Origin of the sequence: Armatimonas sp. (assembly GCF_043757465.1) — a bacterium.
Taxonomy (GTDB): Bacteria; Armatimonadota; Armatimonadia; order Armatimonadales; family Armatimonadaceae; genus Armatimonas.
Map to the genome: position 1 here is coordinate 24,721 of NZ_JAYVPL010000128.1, position 23,187 is coordinate 47,907.

A 23,187-nucleotide genomic window follows, 5' to 3' on the forward strand; every position below is an offset into this window, starting at 1 on the left:
TGGATGTCTGGTGTTATCGAGGGGATGTTGCGGCGCATTCCTCTTTTCTCTGGTCTAGCGGATACCGAGCTCGCCCCCCTGGCTCTGCGCTGCCGACGGCGGCTCTTTCCGTCACGGGAGGCTCTGTTCCACGAGGGAGATGCGGGGCAGACGCTCTATCTGATTCTCTCTGGCCACGTCAATATCCAGCGTGAGACACCCGACGGGAGCATCGTCCATGTCGCACGCCGTGGCCCCGGCGACCACTTTGGCGAGCTCTCGCTATTTGATGACTTGCCCCGCTCCGCAGATGCCCTCACGGACACAGCGTGCGATCTCTTGATGCTGGACCGTCGTGAGCTACTCTTCTTTTTAGAAACCCACCCGCAAGTCTCTTGGGCAATCATTCGCACACTCTCGTCACGCCTGCGAGAAGCGTCGGATCGCATGGTGTCCAGCGAGACACGCGATGTCCTAGCGCGTCTGGCGGCTTGCCTCCTAGAGAGTGCCGAAGCGGGGACACCCGACACACGAGGCCACATCCGCCTCGACGGCCTCTCCGATGGTCGCCTTGCCCAGCGCATCGGTGCCACACGGGAAACCGTCAACCGGCGGCTCTCCCGCCTCAAGCAAATGGGAGTTCTCCGCCGCGATGGCACCACACTGATCGTGCAGAACACCGAGCGCCTGCGCACACTCTGTTAACCATTTTTCCATCTAGGGGAACATCAGTCCGTTTCTTTACGTAAATACTTTGCTTAACAAAGTTCTTTATTAAGGATAAAAAAATGAATGACGAGAAAAACCTGCCGCGCACGGGCTCGCTTTTGGTGATGGGGTTGGGACTGGGTGCCCTGGCGGACTGGCTCCTCTACGGACAGCCTCTAGGGCTGGGCTGGACACTGTTTTTAGGGGCGCTCCCGCTGGCGCTTCTCATTCTCCTGCGGCACAACGGCATCCGCCCCGCCTGGGCGAGCCTCGGACCGCTTCTGGGAGGGTATACCTTCTTCGCAGTGATGCTCAGTGTGCGCAGCAGCGAGTTTGTCACAGGACTCAATGCAACTGCCTGCGTGTTTTTGCTGGCGCTGATGGCCCGCTTTGCACTTCCCGGCCAGCTTCGCGAGCTCCGGCTAGGGGAGTTATTGGGAGCTCCTTTTTCGTTACTGGGAGCGACTCTACACCGTGCTGCACCTAGCGTCGCCGAGGTAGCCAAAACACTCCAGAGCGCCGAGAAGCGCCGCAGTGCTGGGCCGCTGGTGCGAGGCTTGCTGCTCTCGCTCCCCGTTTTGCTCATCCTGGTTCCCCTCCTCGCCTCCGCCGATGCGCTCTTCGCGACGTACGTAACAGAGCTGACGCACTGGCTACAACCGGAGCGCTGGCAGGAGCAAGCAGGCCGCATGTTTTGTGTGTTACTGATCACGTGGCTCACCGTTGGGGGCCTGATCATGGCACTCACGTCCCGTCGGCTGAGCGCTTCTCCCAGGGCTACTGAGGAGCTGCCCCTGGGCTTTGTCGAAGCAATGACGGTACTCTCCAGCGTGGCGCTGGTCTTTGGGGCGTTTCTTTCAATCCAGTTAACCTACCTATTTGGCGGCGCGGCGCGGGTGCTCTCCGTGCCGGGGCTGACCTACGCGGAGTACGCCCGGCGCGGCTTTGCGGAGCTGGTGACGGTTGCAGTGCTCACTCTAGCGCTGATTCTTGGCCTGCAAGCACTCACTCGGCGCACGGGTAAACAAGGTACAGGTTTCTCGGGACTTTCCACCGTGATCGTCCTAGAAACGCTGGTTTTACTCAGCTCCGCCTGGAACCGGATGGCGGCCTATGAAGCAGCCTACGGCGCTACCCAGACCCGGCTGCATGTGGACGTGTTTATTCTTTGGCTGGGCGTGGCACTGCTCTGGCTGATCGTCACGCTCTGGTCACGTCCGTGGTCGCCCCGGTTCGCCATCGGGGGCCTCGTCTGCGCCCTAGGCTTCGCAGCGAGCCTGGATCTCCTCAACCCCGATGCCTACGTGGCGCGGCGCAACGCCCAGCGCTGGGAGAAAACCGGCAAGCTAGATACCGACGCGCTCTGTGATCTCTCAGAAGATGCCAATGCCGAGCTGCACCGACTCAGCCAGAAGCTCCCTGAAGGCGAGCAACGCCGAAAACTACAAGGCTGGATCGGACCGCACCAGCGCCCCATTGGCACCTGGCAGAGCTGGCACGCCGCTCGATCCGCCGATTTTAATCGGCGGATTTAGGCGGGTTGCGTCCGATCAGCGGGTACTGCTCGAAGTCCCAAACCTGACCATTGACGCGGGGGGCCTCGTCGGAGAGAAGCCAGGCGACCATGGCGGCGACGTCCTCGGGTGTTTGCAGGCCACCGGAGGGCGCGACGGACTTCGGGAGCCGCTCGGGCCAGTCGGGCGGCAGGCCCTCCGCGATTTTCAGTGCGTACTCGCTGTCGGAGAGAGTCCAGCCCAGATTCAGTTGGTTCACTCGCACACCCTCGGCCCCGTGCGTGTCACCTAAGTTTCGGGTCAGCACCATCAGCCCAGCTTTTGTGAGGGAGTACGCCAGCAGGTTGCGCTCGCCACAGTAGGCGTTCGACGAGCCAATATTCACCACTTTGCCGCTGCCCTGCGCCCGGAAGTGGGGAAGTGCCGCCTGGATCAGCAGCAGCGGAGCGCGTAAATTGACCGCCATCAGCCGATCAAAGAGCGCGGCATCGGTCGTCTCCAAGTTCGAGCGCGTCGTCAGTGCGGCGTTATTGACCAGCGCATCCAGCCGCCCGTACTTTGAAATTACCGTGTGGATGATCTCTTTGGGAACGCTTGCCTCGGCGAGATCACCTGCGATCCCCACCAACCCCTCCAGCTCTGCCGCCGTCTGCGCGTGCCGGATTACCGTCCAGCCCTTCGCCTCCAGCCGCTCGGCGATCACGCGCCCGATCCCCCGGACACTGCCCGTGACAAAAACTATTTTTGATTTCATTGATAAATCCTTTCTGATGTACGGCAAGTGGGGAAGCTAGCGGGCTAACAAGGCTTCCAGGCGCGGGATTCCGGTTGTCGCGCCCAGTGCCTGCACACACGCCGCGCCGACCCTGTTGGCGAGTGCGGCGGCCTCAAGGGGAGCCAGCCCACGTGAGAGCCCAGCCAAAAAACCGGCGCACCAGGCATCGCCCGCCCCCAGCGTGTCTACGACCGTGATCCCTGGCTCGGCGAGAACCTGCACGAGGTCTTTCCCAGCCTCCGCAACCCAGCAGCCCTCACCGCCCACTTTGACAACCATGTTCAGCGCTGGATTCACCGCGCGGCACGCGGCAACTTGCTCTATAACTGTCGCTTTCCCGCAGAGCTGCCGGATCTCGTCAATTGAGGGAACGAACCAATCGAGGTGGGGTAGTGCCGGAGCTAGGCCGTTCCAGCCTGCGGAGCGTGGGTTCATCACGGTATCGAGTAGGGTCACCATGCCGCGCTTTTGCGCCTCGGCGAGCACCACCCCCACTCCCTCACCCTCTAGCCCGGTGAGAAGCTGCAAACCCGCAACATGGAAAAAACGGGCTCCCTCAAGCGACTCCCAGTCTACATCCCCGGATTTGAGAGTAGCATTTGCCCCCGCCACATGCAAAAATGAGCGCTCGGCATCGGAGTGAACCATCACCAACGAGACGGCGGTCGGGGCGTGTGGGGCCGTAGCGACAGCGCGTGTGTCCACGCCCAGTTTTGCCAGCCCCTCCACCAGAAACGCCCCAAAGCTATCGTCGCCCACTTTCCCGACGAGCTTCACGGGCAACCCCAGCTTTGCCAGCACGGCGGCGGAGTTGGCGGCGTTGCCTCCAATGTGCAGCTCCATCCGCTCGATCAGCTCCAGCGTCCCCCGTCTTGGCAGTGCGTCCACCGGCTTTGCCACCACGTCGGCCACCAGCACCCCCAAACAAACGATCATTCCGCGCTCAGCTCGCCACAGGAGCTGAACGCCTGCTGTGGACCGTCCCCGCTCGCGGGCTTGCCGAGCACGCGCACCCCGAAAAGTAAAGTGGGCGCAGAGAGCGTGAGCGAGAATGCCTGGCCCTCGCGCAGGCCTTGAGAGTTCGTTGAGGTCGTCGCCGGGTAGCTCGTCAGCTCCCCGATCTTCTCCCAGGGGCCGTCTTTGGTGCGCTGCATCTCCAGCCACGGCTTTTTCTCCGACGCGTCGAACCAGCCGCCGTCGTGGTAGCTGCGCCCGTGGCAGAACGTGAGCTTGGTTGCCGTTTTGGGCTTGGCAAAGCTCAGGCTGAACCAGTCCAGCTTCGGTTTAGAGCCGTCGAAAGTCACCACAATGCTCTTCGGGTCGCCGTCACAGATCGAGCCATCGGCGTTTCCGAGGCGGCTCCGGTCTTCCTCTGTCTCGCTTTTTGGGCCACCCGTCCACACCTGATATTTTTCGCCTTTCGCGCCCGCCTCCGCAAACAGCACCTCTTGGCCACTCTGCGCTGCAAGCACAAACGGCCCGAGAGTTTTAGCGGTGCGGCCCGCGTTGGTAAAAGTGCCCTCGATGGTGCGTGGCTGAAAATCCAGTGTCCAGTCTAATTTATCCCCGCTCTTCCAGGTTCGTGAGCGGACGGAAAGTGCAGCAAACTGTCGCCCTTGCAGGAGCCGCGCCCCTGTCGCCTTGGAGCTCCCCCACGACGGAACGCGAATGGCGATTGCAAAGGCCACCGGGCGCTCGGGTTCCAGGGTCAGGCTTATCTTACCCGGCTTGGGAAAGGGACTCCGCTGAACCACACGCACGCGCACCCCATTGAGCACGAGAGTCGCCTCGAAGCTATCCACGGTGGTGATGATCAGCTCCTTCGTATCCTGACAGGTAAAACAGACGGTTTGTGGGGCCAGGACCATGCCACGTGGGCCGGAGCTGACGCAGCAGTTGATGCCGGGGCCGTAGGGTTTGGTGCCCTCCAGAGCGGTGTAGTAGCACCACTGGGCACCGTCGGGGCGCTGGGCGGCGGCGAGATGGTTGTACTGCGAGCGCTCGATCTGCTCGGCGTACTTGCCATTTCCCGTGAGCCGCAAGAGCTGCCAGTTGAGCTGGAGCCAAGTCACCGTCACACACGTCTCCCCGATACTGCTCTTTGGAGTATTAGGCAGAGAATGGTCGTCGTGGAAGTGCTCCCCGTAGCTCATCGAGCCCGTGAGGTAGAGCTGGTTCGTCACAATATCCTCCCACGCACGCTCCGGCCCCACTAAGTAGCGCTTCTCACCCGTCTCGCGGTAGAGCTCGCACAGCCCCACGAGATTGGAGAGCATCTCATAGGCTTTCCCATTGGCGGTCTTATTGACTTTCCCAAGGCTCATGAGTGTCGAGAGCACTTTAGGGCCACGCGGCTCCTCCCACGCCACCTCCACAATGTAGCGGCAGAAATCCAGATACTTTGTACTCTTGCTGGCGCGGGCAAGAAGCACCATCGGCTCTAAAATGCTGGTCGCGGCCATGCCCATGTGGGTTCCGGCGCTGAGAATACTCTTCTGGCCCGGCTGTGTCCCAAATGTGGCGCAGAGCAAGTCCCCCATGCGCTGGCAGCAGGCGAGCGCGGCGGCGTCTTTGGTGTAGTGCCAATACGTCAAGAGGCCCAGCAGGCAGTACTTATGGCTCCAGACATCCCAGTCCGCGCCAGGAAAGAGCCCGAAACGCTTCTCTTTGACATAGGTTCCCAGATAGCCATCGGGCTCCTGACAGGCGATCAGCTCTTTGACGGCATCAGCAATCTTGATTTTTAGCTTTGTATTGCCGGTGTTCTGCCACGCCAGTGTGGAGGCATGCAGCCACTTGCCGATATGCTCCCCAATCCAGGGGTGGCTGCCGGGGCGCTGTTTATAACCCGCCAGGAGCGGCACCAGATCGACATTGAGAAGCCGAGTGGCTTCATTAACAGCAACCCGCTTGCCCAGCCAGCCGGTGAGCTTCACCTGCGAAGGCTCCAGTGGTTCAAAGACATCCTTGATCATACCGAAAAGTATACCGCCCAGCAGGTATACTCCCGGGCATGACCGATGCCGATGTTCTCGAGATTTTCACAGAGAGTGGTGCGCTGCTCAAAGGGCACTTTGTGCTCACCAGCGGTCGGCACTCCGACACGTACTTTGAGAAATTCCATGTCCTGCGCTACCCCCCGCATGTCGCAGCACTCTGCAAAGTGCTCGCCGAGCGCTGCGCCGCCACCAAGCCCGATGTGGTGCTCGGCCCGACCACGCTGGGAATTCTTCTGGCGTATGAAGTGGCAAAGCAGCTGGGGGTTCCGGCGGCCTACGGTGAGAAAGGCACCGATGGCAAGCGCATGCTGCGCCGCTCGGAACACTTAACCGCCGGGCAGCGAGTTTTAGTCGTGGACGATGTGCTGACCACGGGTGGCTCGATCCGTGAGTGTATAGAGCTGGTGGAAAGCAGCGGCGCAACTCTCTGCGGCGTCGGTGTGGTGGTGGATCGCAGCGGCGGGAAACTAGACTTTGGCGCTCCGCTGGCCGCAACGCTCTCCATGAACGTGGTGAGCTACGCCGAAAACGAAATCCCGGATTGGCTCGCCGCCACACCCATCACCCGCCCCGGCTCGACGGGTAAGAAGTAAGCTCCAGCTCCTCCTGCACCTTCACGGGCCGTTTTTGCGTAATCGAGCGGCGCAGAGCGGCCTCGAATTGCAGCTCCTCCAGCCCGGCCAGCCCTGGCACAGGGGGAGGAATGCTCTGGCGGATTGAATCTAAGTAGGCCACCAGCGACTTCTCAAACGAGGCGCGGTACTGATCCCAGCGCGAGTGGTTCCCGATCAGTCCGTGCGATTCCTTGTAGCGTGTGGCATGGTCGAAAATCTCTAGCGGCCCGTCGAGATCGCTAAAGTGCAGGCTTCCGCGCTCGAAGTGAAAGTGTAGCTCGTAGAGGGAGTGATCGAACTTGATGCCGCTGGTGCCCAGAATCGTGCCCGTTGCACCGTTTTCCAGCCGAAACGCCGCACTCACATCCACCGCGCCTTGATAAGATGTCTGTCCCGCTAGAGCCGAAATCTCCTCAGCTCGCCCCCCGAAGAGGTTCAGCAGATCAATGCAGTGGCTCCAGCAGGCATAGTTCACCAGAAGCGATGCTTGCGTCAGCTTGCCAAACTCCCGCTCAGCGATTACTTTCTGTGCCCGCTGCCTCTGCTCAAAGAAGCGGTAGTTAAAGACCATTGCCGTCTCCGTACCAAGTGCTTCGGCTCTTTGGAGCAGCGTTCGGGCTTTCCTAAAGTCTTCTTCGCTCACATGGGCCTGGCCGTTTTGCGCAACCAGCGGCTTCTCGAAAAACAGCCGCCGGGGCGTAAATTTACTCTCTAGCAGCGCCTCCGTAGCGTCGAAGCGCTGCGTCTCATGGGTGAGCACTAGCACTGCATCGGGCGCGTCGGCGAGAAGCGCCTCGACGGAGTCAACGGCGCGGCCCCCAAACTCTAGGGCGCAGGCTTCGGCTTTGGAGAGCGTCCGCGAGAAGTAGCTCAGCGAGACATCAGCTTGCTTAGACAGATAGGGCAAGTAGTTACTACGGGCGACCTTCCCCGTACCCACGATGGCAATCTTGAGAGGCATGGTGTGACTTTACCATAAAAAATATTAATCACAGTTGGAACTAAATTCTTTGCACACTGTCGAAGTGTGCGGAGGTAGATTTTTCCAATGCCATTTTTTCAGCTAGACCCCGCCGGCACGTGGGCCGTGGACAACGTCCACAGTGAGATTGGGTTTTCCGTGCGCCACTTAGGGGCGGGCAAGACGCGAGGTAAGTTCACGGACTTCACCGGAACCGTCATCGCCGACCCGAAGAACATTGCCAAGTCGTCGGTTAGTTTCACGGTTCAGGCCAAGAGTATTGACACCGCCAATACGGCCCGCGACAACCACCTGCGCAGTGCGGATTTCTTCGATGTTGCGACGTTCCCCACCCTGAGCTTTGTGAGCACGAAGGTCGAGAAGGCGGGCAAGGGTTACCGCGCGACGGGCAAGCTCACGATCCACGGGGTCACGAAGATCATTAGTTTCCCGTTTGCGATCAGCGGCCCCACCAAGGGCATGCAAAAAGAGACGCGTGCGGGAGTCGAGGCACGTTTTAGTGTCAACCGCAAAGACTTTGGCCTCGTCTGGAACGGTCTCGTCGAAGGAACACAAGTCGTCGGCGAGCAAGTGGAGATCAGCCTTGATCTGGAAGGCATCAAGAAGTAGAGCCTGTGGCAGGCGGGGGTAGAAAATCCCCCGCCCGACCTGTCTGTTAATCCACTCGTTTGAATCGGTAGTACTTATGCCCCTTGGATGTCACCAAGCGGCGCTCGTAACGGTGGCCATCGCGGTAGAAGTACGTTTTTGAAAACAGGCTCGCCCGGGTGCGGGCCGCTTTATCCTGGCTCTTGCGGTCTTTCTCGTAGCGATCCACTGAGTAGAGTGCCCCCGCCGCTCCCACAAATGAGAGCGTAGGATCGTGCTTGATGAGGCCAAACGCCGTCAGTCCCCCCGCCAAAGCGGCAAGATTGCGCCAGTCGTTCTTCGTCTGCTGTCGTTTGTCCTGGGCAAGTGTCGCGCCGGGAAACGCTCCGAGGAGCGTGATCGCGGCCAGTGCGCCGCCCAGTAGTCGTACTATCTTTGTTTGCATACAACCCGTATGCTGGGAATCCCTCCCGGTTCCAACTTTCGTCCGATTTCAATCAGCGGCGATTCAGTACAGGCGACACGATACAATAGCGATCATGGCGAGAGACCTCTATACATGCACTGATCCGGCAGGCTTTGGAAGCCGACGGCTGGCTCATTACGCACGATCCATTGACTCTCAAATACGGTGAGCACACCAACCTCTATGTGGATTTAGGAGCCGAAACACCGCTCGCCGCCGAGAAAGAGGAACGCAAAATTGCGGTTGAGATCAAGAGCTTTCTGAGTCCGTCGCCCCTTTCTGAAATGGAGAAAGCGCTCGGTCAGTTTGGACTTTATCGTTTTCTTCTCGCCCGTCAGTTTCCGGGCCGCATTCTGTATCTTGCCCTGCCCGAATCACGCTATGAGGCGCTTTTCGACACCGAAACTGAAAGGATCGTCCGATGGATCGAGTAGAAATACTACGGCAAATCGTCAAGTCGGTGGTTCGCAAGTGGGCCGCATTTACTCCCAACTACGGCGAGATTGAAGTGGAAACGGTTTTCGATGATGAGGGGGGGCACTATCAGCTCTGGAATATCGGCTGGCAAAACAAGCGCCGTATTCATGGCTGTGTTCTACACTTGATGCTCAAAGACAACAAAATCTGGATTCAGCATGATGGCATCGAAGATGGTGTTACGAATGATTTGCTGGAAGCGGGCGTCAAGCAGGAAGAAATTGTTTTAGCATTCTTCACTCCCGCCGAGCGCAAGCACCTGCCTTTTGCTCTCGCATGAAAACCATCCTCGTTGCCGACGACGAACCCAATATCCGCCGCTTGATTCAGGTCAATCTAGAACGAGCGGGATATTGCGTCGAGACGGCTGAAAATGGAAAACAAGCCTGGGAGCGGCTCCAGCAAGGCGGGATTGATCTACTCGTCGCAGACCAATGGATGCCAGAGAGGGGAGGTTTTAAGCTTGCGGACACGATCCAGGCAAGCGATTTACCCTTGGCTTCTCTGCCCATTATTCTCTTGTTGATCTTGGTAAACTTTGCTCCTGACCCGCGATTCCAGGTGAAGCCTGAATGGAAAAGTGAATATATTTGTAAGCCGTTTGATCCCCAAGAGCTGATTCGGATGATAAATCGGCGTTTGGGGAGCATGAGCGACGCGATACAATAGAGGTCTATGTCTGTTCCTCAGGATCGCATCCGCAATTTTTGTATCATTGCCCACGTGGACCATGGTAAGTCCACGCTCGCCGACCGCTTGTTAGAGTTCACGGGCACCGTGGACAAGCGCGACATGCAGGCGCAGGTTCTCGACCAGATGGATATCGAGCGCGAGCGGGGCATTACGATCAAGATGGCTGCTGTGCGCATGGCCTACACCGCCAAAGACGGGCTGGAGTACGAGCTGAATCTGATTGACACCCCCGGCCACGTGGACTTCACTTACGAAGTGTCACGGTCTCTCAATGCCTGTGAAGGAGCGATCTTAGTCGTAGATGCCGCGCAGGGCGTGGAGGCCCAGACCCTGGCCAATGCGAACCTGGCGATGAACGCAAAACTGGAAATCATCCCGGTCATCAACAAGATTGACCTACCCGCCGCCGACCCGGATCGCGTCGCTGAGGAGATCGAGAGCGTGCTGGCCATTGATGCCACGGAGGCGATTCCGTGCAGCGCCAAGGAGGGAATCGGGATCGAGGAGATCTTAGAGGCCGTGGTGCGGAAAGTCCCGCCGCCACAGGGTGATCCGACCAAGCCGCTACGTGCACTGGTCTTTGATAGCCACTACGACGGCTACCTCGGAGTCGTGGCGTATGTCCGGATCGTGGATGGGACGCTTAAAGCCGGGGATAAAGTGCACTTTATCGCCACGGGCAAAGAGTTCCCGGTGAGCGAGGTCGGAACCTTTGCGCCGCGTATGAAGCCCGCCGAGGAGCTGCGCGCGGGAGGCACGGGTTACTTCCACGCCGCCATCAAGTCCGTCACCGATGCCCGTGTCGGCGATACGATCACGGTGGCAGGGCGCGAGGGCAAGGGAATCGCAGCGCTGCCGGGCTACCGTCCCGCCAAGCCGATGGTCTTCTGTGGCCTCTATCCCCACGACTCCAACGACTTCCCCAACCTGCGGGAAGCCCTCTCCAAGATGCAGCTCAACGATGCGGCTCTCAGCTTCGAGGCGGAGAGTAGCGCCGCGATGGGCTTTGGGTTCCGCTGCGGGTTTCTTGGGCTGCTCCACATGGAGATTGTGCAGGAGCGGCTGGAGCGTGAGTTTAATTTGGCCCTCCTCGCCACGGCCCCAAGTGTCATCTACCATGTCTACAAGACCGACGGCACCATGGAGGTCGTGGACAACCCCGCCAACTGGCCCGATACCACGACCATCGAGCGCATGGAGGAGCCGTACGTCGACGCCACGATTATCGTCCCGACAGCCTACGTGGGTGCCGTGATGGAGATGGGCCGCGAGCGTCGGGGCATTCAGGACCGGATGGAGTACCCTGCGCCGGGCCGCGTCATGCTCCACTACAAGCTGCCGCTCGGAGAGATCATCATGGACTTCTTCGATCAGCTCAAGAGCCGCACCAAGGGCTACGCCAGCTTCGACTACTAGCTCTCCGAATACCGGCCCAGCCCACTGGTAAAAGTGGATGTGCAAGTAAACTCCGACCCCGTGGACGCGCTGAGCTTTGTGGTGCACCGCGACAAAGCCTTCCCACGCGGCAAGCTCCTGGTCGAGAAACTCAAAGAAATTCTTCCCCGCCAGATGTTTGAGATCAAGCTCCAGGCCGCGATTGGTGGAAAGATCATCGCCGCCGAGCGCGTCTCCGCCATGCGTAAAAACGTCATCGCCAAGTGCTACGGCGGCGATATCTCCCGAAAGCGCAAGCTGCTCGAAAAGCAAAAAGAGGGCAAGAAGCGCATGAAGCAGTTCGGCAATGTTGAAATCCCCCAAGAAGCGTTTATGAGCGTGCTAAAGCTGGGGAACTAGTCCCGCCGGTTACAGTTACAGCGGCGGGACTGGAGAGCCTGCGGCTGTGAAGGCCGCTTCGGGCCATGGAGAGGAGTTACCATGCTCAAAAAAGTGGTTTTATTTTTTGCAACCGCGAGCGTGATTCAGCCCTTGGTGGCTGCACTCGTGTTCCCGCCACAGCGCTGGGAAAAGGTCACAGTAAATGCAAACTATCGAAACACGGAAACCTATCAGCGCCGGTGGGAACTGTTGCATTTTTCGGAGTGGGGAGTTACCCCGATTTGGATTCGTGGTTGTGGCCCAAACGGTGGAATCACGATTCGCTCCTGGCGTTTTGGCTTCTTCGCGCTTTCTGATAAACATGGATCATGGAACACTACAACGCAAGATCGGGAGCGGATGAAGCAATACTTAGAGAAAGAACAAAAGCAGCGACTTACGGCGGGCCACTAAATGGCCCGCCTTTTTGTGCTGTGCGTGATTGTGGGTGGTTTTCTGGTGTGGCTGGGTGCGCGTCGCTTGAAGAAAGCACGCCAGCAGGGACTCACTCTGATCTTGCTCGGGGTGCTACTCAATGCCTGGTGGGTTGTGTTTCTGGTGCTGGATAGTTTGAAAACAGGCGCTCGGTGGCGCTAAATGCGAATCTCGTTTGATCTCGACGACACGCTGATCTGCTACCAGGAGGGTGTCCCGCAGGAGAAAAGTCTGCTTTCCTGGCTCACGCGAGAGCCGCTTCGGCTCGGGGAGCGGGCGCTGATTCGTGAGTTCCAGAAGAGTGGGCACTCGGTGGGAATCTACACGACATCGTACCGTGAGCCGGGGATGATCCGCCGCTGGCTCTTCTGCTACGGCCTACGCCCCAACTTTATTCTCACCCAGCGCGACAACGACGCACGCAAAGTCCTGAGCAAAGACCCGCGTGGCTTTGGGATTGATTGGCACATAGACAATGAGGATCATGTCGCCGATATTCTTGTTTTACCGGAGGATAGCGACTGGACAAAAAAAGTGCGTACCCGGCTTTCCGGTTGGTAGAATGCAATAGGAGTGAGCTTTGTATGGCCGTCGCGTTTCAACATTCTGATACCCCTGACCTTCGCCGCAGCTACACGGCGGAGGAGCTTTTTGCGTTTCCGGGCGACTGGCACTACGAGCTTGTCCAAGGCAAGCTCAGGAGCTTAGAGATGCCCACCGGAGGAATACATGGAGCGAAAACCAATCGCTTCACGACACCAATCAGTAGTTTTGTCTATGAGCATGACTTGGGAGAGTGTTTTGCGGCAGAGACGGGTTTTCTGATTGCGCAGAACCCGGACACGATGCTCGCGCCGGACTTTGCCTTTGTGCGAAAAGAAAACCTACCGGGTGAGCTTCCCGGCGGCTATGTCCGCGCCATTCCTGATCTCGTGCTTGAAACCCGCTCCCCGAGTGACCGACCTCGGGAAATCTCTGAGAAAGTACGTGAGTGGCTTGGTGTTGGGGTGCAGCTGGTGCTGGAGCTCGATCCCGCCAAGCACGTGCTCACGGTTTATCATCCAGGAGCCGATCCAGAAATTCTCACTAGGGAGGCGATTTTTGAGGGGGGCGCAGTGCTTCCTGGCTTTGCGCTCCCCCTCACACGGCTCTTTCCTACAGAGTAATTCGCCGCGCTACTTGGGCTGCGCAACAATCCGCAGGTAGGGCTTGGGAGATTTCCAGCCGTTGGGGTACTTGATTTTGGCTTCGTCGTTGGAGACCGAGCCCGCAATGATCACATCCTCACCGGGCTTCCAGTTCACAGGAGTCGCCACTTTATGCTTTGCCGTGAGCTGGATCGAGTCTAAAACGCGCAGCACTTCATCGAAGTTTCGGCCCGTGGTCATGGGGTAGGTGAGAATTAGCTTTATTTTTTTATCCGGCCCGATCAGAAACACCGAGCGAATGGTGGCGTTATCGGCGGCGGTGCGCTTGGCATCCCCACTCGCGTTGGGGTGGATCATGTCGTAGAGCTTGGCGATATTCAAGTCCGTATCCCCGATCATCGGGTAGGTTGGGGCCTGGCCTTGTGTCTCCTCAATGTCCTTAGCCCAGACAACATGATCCTCGACGGGATCGGTGCTCAAACCAATAATCTTGCAGTTGCGCTTATCGAACTCGGGCTTGAGCTTGGCCATGTAGCCCAGCTCAGTGGTGCAGACGGGCGTGAAGTCCTTGGGGTGGGAGAAGAGAATCGCCCAGCCGTCCCCAATCCAGTCATGAAAGTGGAGCTCCCCCTCCGTGGTGGCCGCGGTAAAATCCGGTGCCTCGTCGCCAATTCGTAATGACATGTCTATGCCTCCTGAACCTTCGTTCGTGAGTAGAAGACCAAAGTCCTTCCTATAAATCCAGGTACCCCTCTCGCAAGTGAAGTATATTTCTTTGACCCTACTCTCATGAGGCAAGAGAAAGAAATGCGAGACGAAAAAACCGAAAAATCCCCTCTGATCGAGGCGATCAAGAAGCGCGACATAGTGGCAGTGACCCGGCTCTTGGCGGCGGGCGCAGATCCCAATGGCGGTACAGACCGTACGCCCTTACAAGCCGCTGTGGAATGCGGCGACTTGGGGAATGCTCAAGCGCTGCTACGAAACGGTGCCAAGGTCAACTTCCAGCGCCCCGGATTTGGAACCCCGCTCTACTATGCCCGAGACAATATCGAGATGGCAGCGCTTCTTCGTAAAGCAGGCGGGAAGCTGCGGTCCCCCGTAGCAGTGAAGTCCAGAGACACAAAACCACTTCCCCCCACTTCTCCACCAGCCAAAGTACAGATCACGCCACGAGATCAGAAGCTAACCATTGAAGATACCCAGGTACTGGAGCGAGTGCTCCTGGACTTTCTGGCATATCGAGGCAAGGATCTATATTTTCTTAATGACAAGACTACCTCCTTAATGGTGATTAACACGACCAGAGTATTTTCTGTCGGCAGTGAAACACAACTCGATATGGATCTGGAGAATCAACAGGCGCTGACCGTTACTCTGGCGATGCGGGAGAGTCTTGTTGCGCGAAACGCTACCTCGATCTCGCTGGCAAGCTGGAAACCGATCTCCTCTACCCTTCAGTTGCGCGATCAGAAGGCAGTTACGGAAACCTTTGGCCGGTTTGGGGAGAAAGAGACAACAGCGCGAGCTGCCATCCTCCTGTCTTTGCCCGGTTACTCACCACAGCGAGAGACCGCCGTTTTGCGTTTTTCCTTTAGTCCCACGCCGCACGGGGCATCCGGGACGTACTTTTTGAAAAAGCTGGCCGATAAATGGGAGATTGCCTGGCGGCACTTTGCCTACTACGCTTGAGCGCCTTTTTTACCGGGTGTAGGCGAGTCCGGCGCTGATGGCCTGTGCCTGACCCAGGCGTACCCGATACGCGCGGGGGCTGCATCCGAAGTGGGCGCGGAAGCGGCGGGCGAAGTAGCTTAAATCGCTCCAACCGACGCGCTCGCCGATTTCTTGCACGGAGAGTGTGGTCTGCAAAAGCAGCGTCGCGGCGCGCTCGGCGCGGAGGCGAGCGAGCCAGACCATCGGCGGCAGACCGGTGTCGGCACGGAAGCGACGGACGAAATACGTGGGCTCCAGGCAGGCGATGGCGGCAAGCTCCGTCAGTGTCCACGGGTGTTCCAGCGCTTCTTCCATCTGAGATTTGGTGGCCACCGTGCCCGAGTGCGGCTGGATTACTGCGGGCGTACTAGGGACGCGCTGGGCAAGACGTGCGAGAAAGACAAGAAGATAGCCCAGCTTCTCCAGCGCACTGCGCGACACTTCTATTGCTTCTAATACGCCTCGGCAAATGTCAAGATCGTCTGGCTCCAAAGTCACCTCCCCCGTGCGTGCCAGAAGCGGCTCGTCGAGGATGCCCCGGAGCTCGCTGCGCAGAAGCTCCGTGCCGAAGCAGCAGTTGATGTAGTCGAGCGCCTCACAGTCGAGATAGGCGTGCCACGTCCCAGGCCGCAGAAAGAGTACCTGGCCAGGTTTGAGCGCCGTGTCCCCCTGCACTGTCCGATGGATTCCTGTGCCCCTCAAGATCAGAACGGCTTCCAAAAAGTCATGATCGTGCGGAGCCAGTGTCCCGGTGAAGTTGTGCCGATGGACATAGAGCGGAAGCGGCTCATCGCCAAAAATCTGCCGCCCATGGATTCGTCGTGGAGAATTAGTCAAGATAGTGCTATATTTTCGACAGCAAGAGCCTAACGTCCTGCCTGAAATTCCGGGTACAACTCTCTCAAATGTCTACGAAGACCCTACGACTCGGTGTGTTGAGTTTTGCCCACGGGCATATCCATGCCTATTGCAACAAGATCAAGACCTTCGACGATGCCACTCTGGTGGCGTGCTGGGACGACAACGAGGCCCGTGGCAGAGAAGCCGCCGAGCGCTACGGGATGGAGTTTGTCGAGAGCTATGAGGCGCTGATAAGCCGCGCGGACATTGACGCTGTGATTATTACTAGCGAGACCAACAAGCACGCGGACTTAGCGGTTGCGGCGTGCGGCGCGGGCAAGCACATTCTGTGTCAGAAACCCCTTGCCACCACACTGGCAGACTGCGACAAGATCATCGCCGCCGTGGAGAAATCCGGTGTGCACTTTCAGATGGCCTTTCAGATGCGCTGTGATCCGCTGAACCAGCAGATTAAGAAGTGGCTCGACGAGGGCGCAGTCGGGCGAATCGGCTCACTGCGGCGGCGGCACTGCATTAACTTTCTCTTCAACCCCACCATTGCGACAGGGCCAAGCGCCTGGCACATTGACCCCATCGCCAATGTCGGAATGTTCTTCGACGATGCCGTCCATGCCGCTGATTTTCTCTACTGGATTATGGGCAAGCCAGTGAGCGTCATGGCCGAGATTGATAATATTCTCACCACGGTCGCCCCCGACGACACTGGGATCGCGCTCTACCGCTGGGAAAGCGGCACCATGGGGGTACTCTTTAACTCATCCGTGACTCTGGCGGGCGAGAACACCTGCGAGATCTACGGCGACGAGGGCGTGATACTCCAGAACTACGATGATGGGGTTTCCGTGGGCCACGCGCCTGCGGGAGCCGTCGCGCTCAAGCTCTTCCGCAAGAGCACGGGCACGTGGGAGCACTTCGAGTATCCCCTCCCCGCCAACCACGGCGAGCGCCTCGCCGCGATCCCGCGCCCCTTTTTGGACAACCTCAAGGCAGGCAACCCACCTACCATTACCGCACACGACGGTAAGATCAGCGCCGAGATGTGCCTCGCCGCCTACGAAAGCGCCCGAGAGGGCAAGAGAATTAACTTACCCCCTAACCCCCGCCCGGCGGGGGGACAATGAGGAAAATACCTCTTATCTCCCCCGTCGGACGGGGGCCGGGGGGCTGGCTGGAGAAATTATGAAAAGACACCCTAATATTGTCTTGCTCGCGGTGGACTCGCTGCGGGCAGATCACATGAGTTGCTACGGCTACGGCAAAAACACGACGCCGCATCTGGATCGGTTCGCGGCGCAGGGGACGCTCTTTGAGAACAATATTAGCGCCCATATTCCGACGACTAGCGCCTACGGCTCGATGCTAACCGGGCAGGATGTCTTCACCACACAGGTCGTGGCGCTTCGGCACAAAGGCCCGCTGCGTGAGGAAGTCCCGACACTTGCCGAAATTCTCAAAGAGGCAGGCTACACGACGACCTGTGTCGGGTTCAGTGGCAATGCAAGCGCACGTGGCTTCGATAAATATCTGAACTTCGCAGGCTGGGGAAGCTGGAACGAGGGCCGCAGCCCCAAGGCGGAGAACCTCAACCAAGTGGCGATTCCCGAGCTGGACGAACTCGTGAAAGGCGACGCCCCGTTCTTTCTCTTCCTGCGCCACATGGACCCGCACGCGCCGTATCTGCCGCCTGCGCCTTACGAGCGGATGTTCTACCACGGCAACGAGACCGACCCCGCCAATAAATCTATGGAGCCCGTGATGTTCTTCAAGCCCTTCTGTGATTTCTTCGCCTCGTGGATGCCGCCGGGAATCTCGGACAAGGACTATGTCATCGCCCAGTACGACGGCGCGGTTGCCTACATGGACGCGTGCATCCAGACGATCTTCACAGCGCTCGAAGCACACGGCATCTACGACGAGACTTTAGTGATTCTCAACGGCGATCATGGCGAGACGCTCTACGACCACGAGTGCTGGTTCGATCACCACGGCATCTACGACACGACGCTCCATGTGCCGCTGATCATTCGCTACCCGGGCCGCGTCCCGGCGGGCCAGCGGGTCTCGGGCTACACGCAGCACAAAGACTTGGTGCCCACGATTCTGGAGCTGGCCGGGATCGAGACCGAGCGCAGCTTCGATGGCAACAGCGCTCTGCCACTGATCTCGGGCGAGCAAATCTCCCACGACAGCGAGATCTACATCACCGAGTGCACCTGGATGCGCAAGCATGGCTGGCGCACCCCCGAGTGGAAGCTGATTATCGCGCTGGAGCCTGACTTCCACTTCAAGCCCGAGATCGAGCTCTATAACTTAGTGCAAGACCCGGACGAGAATACGAATCTTGCGGAGAGCGAACCGGGAGTTGTGGCACTCTTAAAATCTCGCATGGACGCCTGGATCGCCAAGCGAGAATCAGAGACGGGCCTGACCAACCCCATTCACCACCAGGGTGACTGGCACGGACACACGGGAGTCGGGCCGTTCACGTCGAGCCAGCAGGCTTATGACACGATGCATATCGGCGATCCCAATCAAGCAGCAAAGCTGCAAGGAAAATAACCATGAGTTTAAAAGTGGCCGTTGTTGGCCTTGGTGGAATCGGCAACACCCACGCGGGTGTCTACATGAAGCGGGAAGACTGCGAGCTGGTCGCGGTCTGCGATATTGTGCAGGAGCGCACGGATAAAGCCGCTGAGAAGTACGGCTGTCCGGGCTTCTACACGATTGCGGAGATGCTGGCAAGTGGCATTCAGATAGACGCGGTGAGTGTCTGCTCCGCGGGCGTGGAGAACGGTGGGGATCACTATAAACCCACCATGGAGATTCTAGCGGCGGGGATTCCGGTGCTGGGCGAGAAGCCGATCTCCAATAATATTACGCACGCCGAAGAAATGGTCGCGCTGGCCAAAGAGAAGAACCTGCGCTACGGCATTAACTTGAACCATCGGTTTACGCCGGCGGCACTGCGCGGCAAAGAGTGGATCAATGAGGGGCGGCTGGGCGAGCTCAATATCATCAACATGACGATGTGGATCAACAACCCCAATGAGTCGTCGCCGTGGTTCCATGTGCGCGCCCTGCACCCGCACTCCCTCGATGTCATGCGCTACTTCGGCGGTGATGTGGACAAAGTGCAAGCATTCTTCAAGCGTGGCCCCAAAGCTGATGGTCCGGATGGCAAGCGTGACTGCTGGTCCAACATGCAGGTGAACTTGCTCTTCAAGAACGGGATTATCGGGCACCTCACGGGCAGCTACGATGCGGGCGGCAGCTACGGCCTGGAGACGCTGGAAGTGGTCGGCTCCGAGGGACGCTTTGTGCTGCTCGATGCTTGTGAGCACCTGACGTTCTACCCCCGCCGCTCCCGTCAGACCGAGACGTACGACTATCTGGGCGGCATGATGGGCTTTGGCGAGACTTTCCCAAGTCGCATCGGCAAGTGGGTGGAGCAGAATATCGCAGGCGACTCGCCCGACGAGATTGATGCCTCCGGCGCGGCGGCGCTCCATGTGCAGAAGATCATCGAGGCCATTATCACGTCCTGGGAAACCGGGACAGTGGTGACGGTGTAACCTCTCCTCCCCAACCCTCCTCTCCCGGACGCTCCTTCCGGGTGCCCTCTGGGCGTGGGAAAGGAGGGAGCCAGAGGGGACAGGTACTAGGAAGAAAGCCCCTTTCCCAGTGAGGCACGAACGCCCGGGAGAGGGGTTGGGGAGAGGTAAGTGCAAAGAGTCTGTGTGATTGGGATGGGGGTGATCGGAAACCGCCATGCCGATATGGTCAAGCTGAGTCCGCTCGCGGAGCTGGTCGGGGTCTGTGACCGCGATAAGGCGCGGGCGGAGGCGGGCGCGGCGCGTCTGGGCGTCCCGGCATTTTATGATGCCCCGCAGATGCTCGCCGCGCTTGCGCCCGATATCGTGAGTGTCGCAACCGGCGGCTACGAGTACGGCAGCGATCACTACGAGCCGACCATGCAGGCACTGACGGCGGGCTGTCATGTGCTGGGCGAGAAACCCATCTCCAACACGATCTCTGAGGCGGAGGAGATGGTGGCGCTCGCCAAAGAGAAGAAGCTCTGCTACGGCATCAACCTCAACCATCGGTTTACACCAGCGGCGCGGGTCGCAAAAAGATGGCAAGATGAGGGGAAGCTTGGGCACCTGCTCTTCGTGAACATGAGCATGTGGATCATGAACCCCACCGAGAGCTCGCCGTACTTTCAGATTAAGGCGCTGCATCCCCACACCGTGGATGTCATGCGGCACTTCTGCGGCGATATCGAGCGCGTCCAGTGCTTTGCGACAATCGCACCGGGTCGTAAGATCTGGACGACGGCGCACTTCGCGATGCAGTTCAAGAACGGTGTGGTCGGTGGGCTCACCGGCTCCTACGACATCGAGCGCGGCCACCCGATGGAGCGCTGCGAGGTGGCAGGAACCGGCGGACGCTTTGTGATTGATGACATGTATCGGGAAGCGACCCTCTATCAGGCGGGGAACTTAGAGAAAACGGTCTACACGAACCCACTCTTCGGCGGCTTTGAGCGCTTCGAGGACACGTTCAAGGATCGCATCCATACCTTTGTGCGGGAAGTAAGCGAGGGTATCTCCCCGGAAAATTTAGACGGCTCCGGGGCGGATGGCCTCGCGGCGCAGCGCGTCTTACAAGCGGCCATTGAGTCGCTCAACACAGGAACTGTGGTGACGGTTTAACCACCCACCCCCTAGCCCCCGTCGGACGGGGGGACAATAAGGAAAAATCCTCTTATCCCCCCCGCTGGGCGGGGGATGGGGGGTAGGATAAATTATGAAACTTGGCGCGAATTCGGTTTTGTTTGGCGGTTTCTCGATGCGCGAGGCGTTCGAGCAGATCGCACGGGCGGGCTACGATGGCATCGAGCTCTCCGCCATTGATGGCATGAGCCAGCACCTAGTGCTGGATCGCTGGGAGGAAGTGGCAGGCGAGATAAAGGCGCTCTCCACGGAGTTTGGGCTGGAGCTACTGGCCATGGAGCAGCCGTCGCAGGATGCCGCGAAGATGGAGAAGGCATTTCAAGCCGCCGTCGAAATTGGGATTCCGATCATCAACTGCGGCCCTGGCGGCAAGACGGGCGATGAGGAGAGCCTCCAGAAGTCCATTGACTCACTGGGCGCATTAGCCACGATGGCCGAGAAATACGGCGTGACACTCTGTGTGAAGGCCCATGTGGGGGCTGCGATCTGGAACACTCCCACGACACTCCAGCTGATGGAGGCGATCACGTCGCCTGCGTTTGGCATTGACATGGACCCGTCGCATATCCACCGTGGGCAAGAGAATCCCGTCGAGGCGATTGGGGCTGTGATCTCCCGCGTGAAGCATGTCCATATCCGCGACTGCAAAGGCCGCCAGCAGAACCCCGGCAAGCCAGAGATGCAGGCCAATGGGCGTGGCGACATTGATCTTCTCGGCTACATCCGGGTGCTCCATGAGAGCGGTTACACCGGGCCTGTGGATCTGGAAGTGATCGGAGCCAAGGAGTACTCGCTCGTGCAGTGTGCCATTGTCGCCGCCGAGGCCCGTGGGCATATGCAGGCGTGTCTACAAGCGTGTGGGGCGCGGTAGGGCACTCCCCCAGGGCACTCCCCCGGCTTCGTTCGTGCCTCACTTCGCCACCCCCTCTCCCTCTTTTTCCGACTTTGTCGGGAGCAGAGGGGGTAAGAATGGGAGGAGAGGGGTAAGAAATAGAAAGACCTCCTCAGGCTCCCCCTTCCTTCCCCGTATTTCCGACTTCGTCGGCGGGAAGGAAGGGGGCTGGGGGGATGGATGCAAACGTATGAACATTGTCTTTATTGCACTCGACACTCAGCGCGCCGATCATCTCGGCTGCTACGGCTACGAAAAAAACACGTCGCCGATTATTGATGCCCTTGCCGCCCAGGGCGTGGTCTTTGAGCGCTGCTACGCGCCCAATATCCCGACGCATCCGTCTTTTACCACGATGCTGACGGGCAAAGAGGCCATCACGCACAATATTGTGAATATTGGCGGGCGTGTGCCGATAGAGCCGGGTGTGAAGTTGTTGCCGGAAATACTCAAGGAGCATGGCTGGAACACGGCGGCGATTGACACGATGGGCCGACACTTCAACCGTGGTTTTGATACCTACATCTCGCCGCAGTGGGATCGCTCCGACCCGCTCACGCTGCGCCGGGCCGAGCACATCACCGATGCCGCGTTGCCCGTTTTAGAGCAGCTCAAGGCGGACAAAGAGACGCCGTTTTTCTTATTCCTCCACTACTGGGACCCACACACCCCCTATCTTCCCCCGGCGGACTTTAGGACGATGTTCTATCCCAAAGACGCCGATCCGTATGATGTGAACAATCACTCGATGGACAAGGCTTGGAACGACGAGATGTTCCAGTGGTACTTCCACGACTGGATGCCCGGCGTCACGGATAGTAGCTATGTCAATGCGCTCTTTGACGCGGAGACAGCCTACATGGACTGGCAGCTCCGGCGGCTCTTTGCGGCGCTGGAGCCGATCAAGGACGATACCCTGATCGTGATTACTGCCGATCATGGGGAGATTCTCGATGAGCAGCTCGGCTTCTACGATCACCATGGTTTGTATGAGGGCAATGTCCACATTCCCTTAATTTTGATCTGGCCCGGCAAGCTCCCGGCAGGCAAGCGTGTCTCGGGCTTTGTACAGAACTTAGATTACTTACCCACATTCTTTGAGCTGGCAGGCATCCCCGACACCGAGAAGCTTAATCTGGAGGGCAAGAGCCTGCTACCCTGCATCTTTGGGGAGCGCGACGGCAACTACGACGAGCTATTTCTGAGTGAGGCGACCTGGGAAGTGAAGCGGGCGTATCGCAATAACAAGTGGAAGTTCATCCACTCGTTCGAGCCTGACCCGCACAATCGCCCATTGCAGGAGCTCTTTGATCTGGTGGCCGACCCCACCGAACAGGTGAACCTCGCCGAGGAGCACCCCGAAATTGTTGCCGAGCTTAAGGGCCGACTGGATGCCTGGGTGACCAAGCGCCTGGCAGAGACAGGCCGCATCGAGGACCCGGTTCCGGCACAGGGACGCTGCGGGAGCAAGATTGGCACCCCCATCGAGGGAGAGACCCCCGGCGCGGGCGCGACTCCCTTGCATCTACGCAAGGCAAAAGAGGCCGCCAATATCCCCAAACCCGAGGAGCTGAACGCGGCGGTGGATCAGAAGTCAGGCAGGCCGCTCCATGGGTATGTGGAGAAGCCACCAACCCCCTAACCCCCGCTAGGCGGGGGGAATACGCGGAATTATTCCACTTTGTCCCCCCGCCTAGCGCTAATCTTGTCCCGTAACTTTTTTTGCCAATGGAACCAAAATTGCTATGGAGGGAGTTATGAAAACCCAAAACTCTCTCCCCGAAAAATCAGATGC

25 protein-coding genes and 1 pseudogene are annotated in these 23,187 nt (G+C 58.8%); 19 read left to right on the top strand and 7 right to left on the bottom strand.

Going from position 1 to position 23,187, the window contains the following annotated elements; genetic code table 11:
- The first annotated feature begins 3 nt into the window (after positions 1 to 3).
- Positions 4 to 684 carry a Crp/Fnr family transcriptional regulator gene (locus ACH2ED_RS17765; protein ID WP_395093991.1) on the top strand — a complete coding sequence of 227 codons (681 nt, stop codon included), beginning with the start codon at positions 4 to 6 and terminating at the stop codon, positions 682 to 684.
- An 83-nt stretch (positions 685 to 767) separates the two neighbouring features.
- Positions 768 to 2,222, top strand: a complete 1,455-nt coding sequence (locus ACH2ED_RS17770; RefSeq protein WP_395093993.1) for a DUF4153 domain-containing protein — start codon at positions 768 to 770, stop codon at positions 2,220 to 2,222.
- On the opposite strand, the gene ACH2ED_RS17775 is transcribed toward ACH2ED_RS17770, so the two are convergent.
- Genes ACH2ED_RS17775 through ACH2ED_RS17785 form a run of 3 tightly spaced genes read right to left on the bottom strand, consistent with a single transcriptional unit; the run spans position 2,206 to position 5,951 of the window.
- Positions 2,206 to 2,955: an SDR family oxidoreductase gene (locus tag ACH2ED_RS17775; RefSeq protein WP_395093995.1), complete on the bottom strand. Its 750-nt coding sequence runs from the start codon at positions 2,953 to 2,955 to the stop codon at positions 2,206 to 2,208. The genes ACH2ED_RS17770 and ACH2ED_RS17775 overlap by 17 nt on opposite strands.
- A 36-nt stretch (positions 2,956 to 2,991) precedes the next feature.
- Positions 2,992 to 3,912, bottom strand: coding sequence for a carbohydrate kinase family protein (locus ACH2ED_RS17780; RefSeq protein ID WP_395093997.1), 921 nt, complete (start codon positions 3,910 to 3,912; stop codon positions 2,992 to 2,994).
- Positions 3,909 to 5,951, bottom strand: coding sequence for a glycoside hydrolase family 127 protein (locus ACH2ED_RS17785; RefSeq protein WP_395093999.1), 2,043 nt, complete (start codon positions 5,949 to 5,951; stop codon positions 3,909 to 3,911). Before ACH2ED_RS17785 ends, ACH2ED_RS17780 begins: the two co-directional genes overlap by 4 nt.
- A gap of 38 nt (positions 5,952 to 5,989) precedes the next feature.
- Between ACH2ED_RS17785 and pyrE the strand changes: the two genes are divergently transcribed.
- Positions 5,990 to 6,568: an orotate phosphoribosyltransferase gene (gene pyrE, locus ACH2ED_RS17790; RefSeq protein WP_395094001.1), complete on the top strand. Its 579-nt coding sequence runs from the start codon at positions 5,990 to 5,992 to the stop codon at positions 6,566 to 6,568.
- Here the strand turns inward: pyrE and ACH2ED_RS17795 are convergent.
- Positions 6,537 to 7,550: a Gfo/Idh/MocA family protein gene (locus ACH2ED_RS17795; protein WP_395094003.1), complete on the bottom strand. Its 1,014-nt coding sequence runs from the start codon at positions 7,548 to 7,550 to the stop codon at positions 6,537 to 6,539. The genes pyrE and ACH2ED_RS17795 overlap by 32 nt on opposite strands.
- 87 nt (positions 7,551 to 7,637) lie before the next feature.
- Here ACH2ED_RS17795 and ACH2ED_RS17800 point away from each other — a divergent pair, with 87 nt between their 5' ends.
- On the top strand, positions 7,638 to 8,180 hold the full coding sequence (locus tag ACH2ED_RS17800; protein WP_395094004.1) for a YceI family protein: 543 nt from the start codon (positions 7,638 to 7,640) through the stop codon (positions 8,178 to 8,180).
- A gap of 46 nt (positions 8,181 to 8,226) precedes the next feature.
- On the opposite strand, the gene ACH2ED_RS17805 is transcribed toward ACH2ED_RS17800, so the two are convergent.
- On the bottom strand, positions 8,227 to 8,604 hold the full coding sequence (locus ACH2ED_RS17805) for a hypothetical protein (protein ID WP_395094005.1): 378 nt from the start codon (positions 8,602 to 8,604) through the stop codon (positions 8,227 to 8,229).
- A gap of 134 nt (positions 8,605 to 8,738) precedes the next feature.
- On the opposite strand from ACH2ED_RS17805, the gene ACH2ED_RS17810 reads away from it, so the two are divergent.
- The 8 genes and pseudogenes from ACH2ED_RS17810 to ACH2ED_RS17845 all read left to right on the top strand — a co-directional run bounded on the left by ACH2ED_RS17810 (position 8,739) and on the right by ACH2ED_RS17845 (position 13,211).
- Positions 8,739 to 9,059 (top strand): element excision factor XisH family protein, encoded by a 321-nt coding sequence (locus tag ACH2ED_RS17810; RefSeq protein ID WP_395094007.1) that lies wholly within the window; start codon positions 8,739 to 8,741, stop codon positions 9,057 to 9,059.
- Positions 9,047 to 9,382 carry a XisI protein gene (locus ACH2ED_RS17815; RefSeq protein ID WP_395094008.1) on the top strand — a complete coding sequence of 112 codons (336 nt, stop codon included), beginning with the start codon at positions 9,047 to 9,049 and terminating at the stop codon, positions 9,380 to 9,382. The genes ACH2ED_RS17810 and ACH2ED_RS17815 overlap by 13 nt, the downstream gene beginning before the upstream one ends.
- Positions 9,379 to 9,771 (top strand): response regulator, encoded by a 393-nt coding sequence (locus tag ACH2ED_RS17820; RefSeq protein WP_395094009.1) that lies wholly within the window; start codon positions 9,379 to 9,381, stop codon positions 9,769 to 9,771. The genes ACH2ED_RS17815 and ACH2ED_RS17820 overlap by 4 nt, the downstream gene beginning before the upstream one ends.
- Positions 9,772 to 9,777: 6 nt before the next feature.
- Positions 9,778 to 11,589, top strand: a pseudogene (gene lepA, locus ACH2ED_RS17825) (translation elongation factor 4).
- Positions 11,590 to 11,670: 81 nt separating this feature from the next.
- Positions 11,671 to 12,024, top strand: a complete 354-nt coding sequence (locus tag ACH2ED_RS17830; protein ID WP_395094011.1) for a hypothetical protein — start codon at positions 11,671 to 11,673, stop codon at positions 12,022 to 12,024.
- Positions 12,025 to 12,207 (top strand): hypothetical protein, encoded by a 183-nt coding sequence (locus ACH2ED_RS17835; RefSeq protein WP_395094013.1) that lies wholly within the window; start codon positions 12,025 to 12,027, stop codon positions 12,205 to 12,207.
- Entirely contained in the window at positions 12,208 to 12,606 is a 399-nt protein-coding gene (locus tag ACH2ED_RS17840; protein ID WP_395094014.1) for an HAD family hydrolase, read from the top strand.
- A gap of 23 nt (positions 12,607 to 12,629) precedes the next feature.
- A complete protein-coding gene (locus tag ACH2ED_RS17845; RefSeq protein ID WP_395094016.1) occupies positions 12,630 to 13,211 on the top strand; it encodes a Uma2 family endonuclease in 582 nt (193 codons plus the stop codon).
- Positions 13,212 to 13,220: 9 nt separating this feature from the next.
- Here ACH2ED_RS17845 and ACH2ED_RS17850 read toward each other — a convergent pair whose 3' ends face one another.
- Entirely contained in the window at positions 13,221 to 13,877 is a 657-nt protein-coding gene (locus tag ACH2ED_RS17850) for a peroxiredoxin (RefSeq protein ID WP_395094017.1), read from the bottom strand.
- 123 nt (positions 13,878 to 14,000) lie between these two features.
- On the opposite strand from ACH2ED_RS17850, the gene ACH2ED_RS17855 reads away from it, so the two are divergent.
- Entirely contained in the window at positions 14,001 to 14,885 is an 885-nt protein-coding gene (locus ACH2ED_RS17855) for an ankyrin repeat domain-containing protein (RefSeq protein WP_395094019.1), read from the top strand.
- A 9-nt stretch (positions 14,886 to 14,894) separates the two neighbouring features.
- Here ACH2ED_RS17855 and ACH2ED_RS17860 read toward each other — a convergent pair whose 3' ends face one another.
- The gene (locus ACH2ED_RS17860) at positions 14,895 to 15,743 is read right to left on the bottom strand and encodes a helix-turn-helix domain-containing protein (protein WP_395094021.1); all 849 of its coding nucleotides are present in this window, start codon (positions 15,741 to 15,743) and stop codon (positions 14,895 to 14,897) included.
- A gap of 68 nt (positions 15,744 to 15,811) precedes the next feature.
- On the opposite strand from ACH2ED_RS17860, the gene ACH2ED_RS17865 reads away from it, so the two are divergent.
- The 6 genes from ACH2ED_RS17865 to ACH2ED_RS17890 all read left to right on the top strand — a co-directional run bounded on the left by ACH2ED_RS17865 (position 15,812) and on the right by ACH2ED_RS17890 (position 23,034).
- On the top strand, positions 15,812 to 16,888 hold the full coding sequence (locus ACH2ED_RS17865) for a Gfo/Idh/MocA family protein (protein WP_395094022.1): 1,077 nt from the start codon (positions 15,812 to 15,814) through the stop codon (positions 16,886 to 16,888).
- Between the two features lie 58 nt (positions 16,889 to 16,946).
- Positions 16,947 to 18,326: a sulfatase gene (locus tag ACH2ED_RS17870; RefSeq protein WP_395094023.1), complete on the top strand. Its 1,380-nt coding sequence runs from the start codon at positions 16,947 to 16,949 to the stop codon at positions 18,324 to 18,326.
- Between the two features lie 2 nt (positions 18,327 to 18,328).
- Positions 18,329 to 19,339 (top strand): Gfo/Idh/MocA family protein, encoded by a 1,011-nt coding sequence (locus tag ACH2ED_RS17875; protein WP_395094024.1) that lies wholly within the window; start codon positions 18,329 to 18,331, stop codon positions 19,337 to 19,339.
- A gap of 150 nt (positions 19,340 to 19,489) precedes the next feature.
- Positions 19,490 to 20,479 carry a Gfo/Idh/MocA family protein gene (locus tag ACH2ED_RS17880; RefSeq protein ID WP_395094026.1) on the top strand — a complete coding sequence of 330 codons (990 nt, stop codon included), beginning with the start codon at positions 19,490 to 19,492 and terminating at the stop codon, positions 20,477 to 20,479.
- 94 nt (positions 20,480 to 20,573) lie between these two features.
- Positions 20,574 to 21,371 carry a sugar phosphate isomerase/epimerase family protein gene (locus ACH2ED_RS17885; RefSeq protein WP_395094027.1) on the top strand — a complete coding sequence of 266 codons (798 nt, stop codon included), beginning with the start codon at positions 20,574 to 20,576 and terminating at the stop codon, positions 21,369 to 21,371.
- A 211-nt stretch (positions 21,372 to 21,582) separates the two neighbouring features.
- Positions 21,583 to 23,034, top strand: coding sequence for a sulfatase (locus ACH2ED_RS17890; protein WP_395094029.1), 1,452 nt, complete (start codon positions 21,583 to 21,585; stop codon positions 23,032 to 23,034).
- Positions 23,035 to 23,187: the final 153 nt, after the last annotated feature.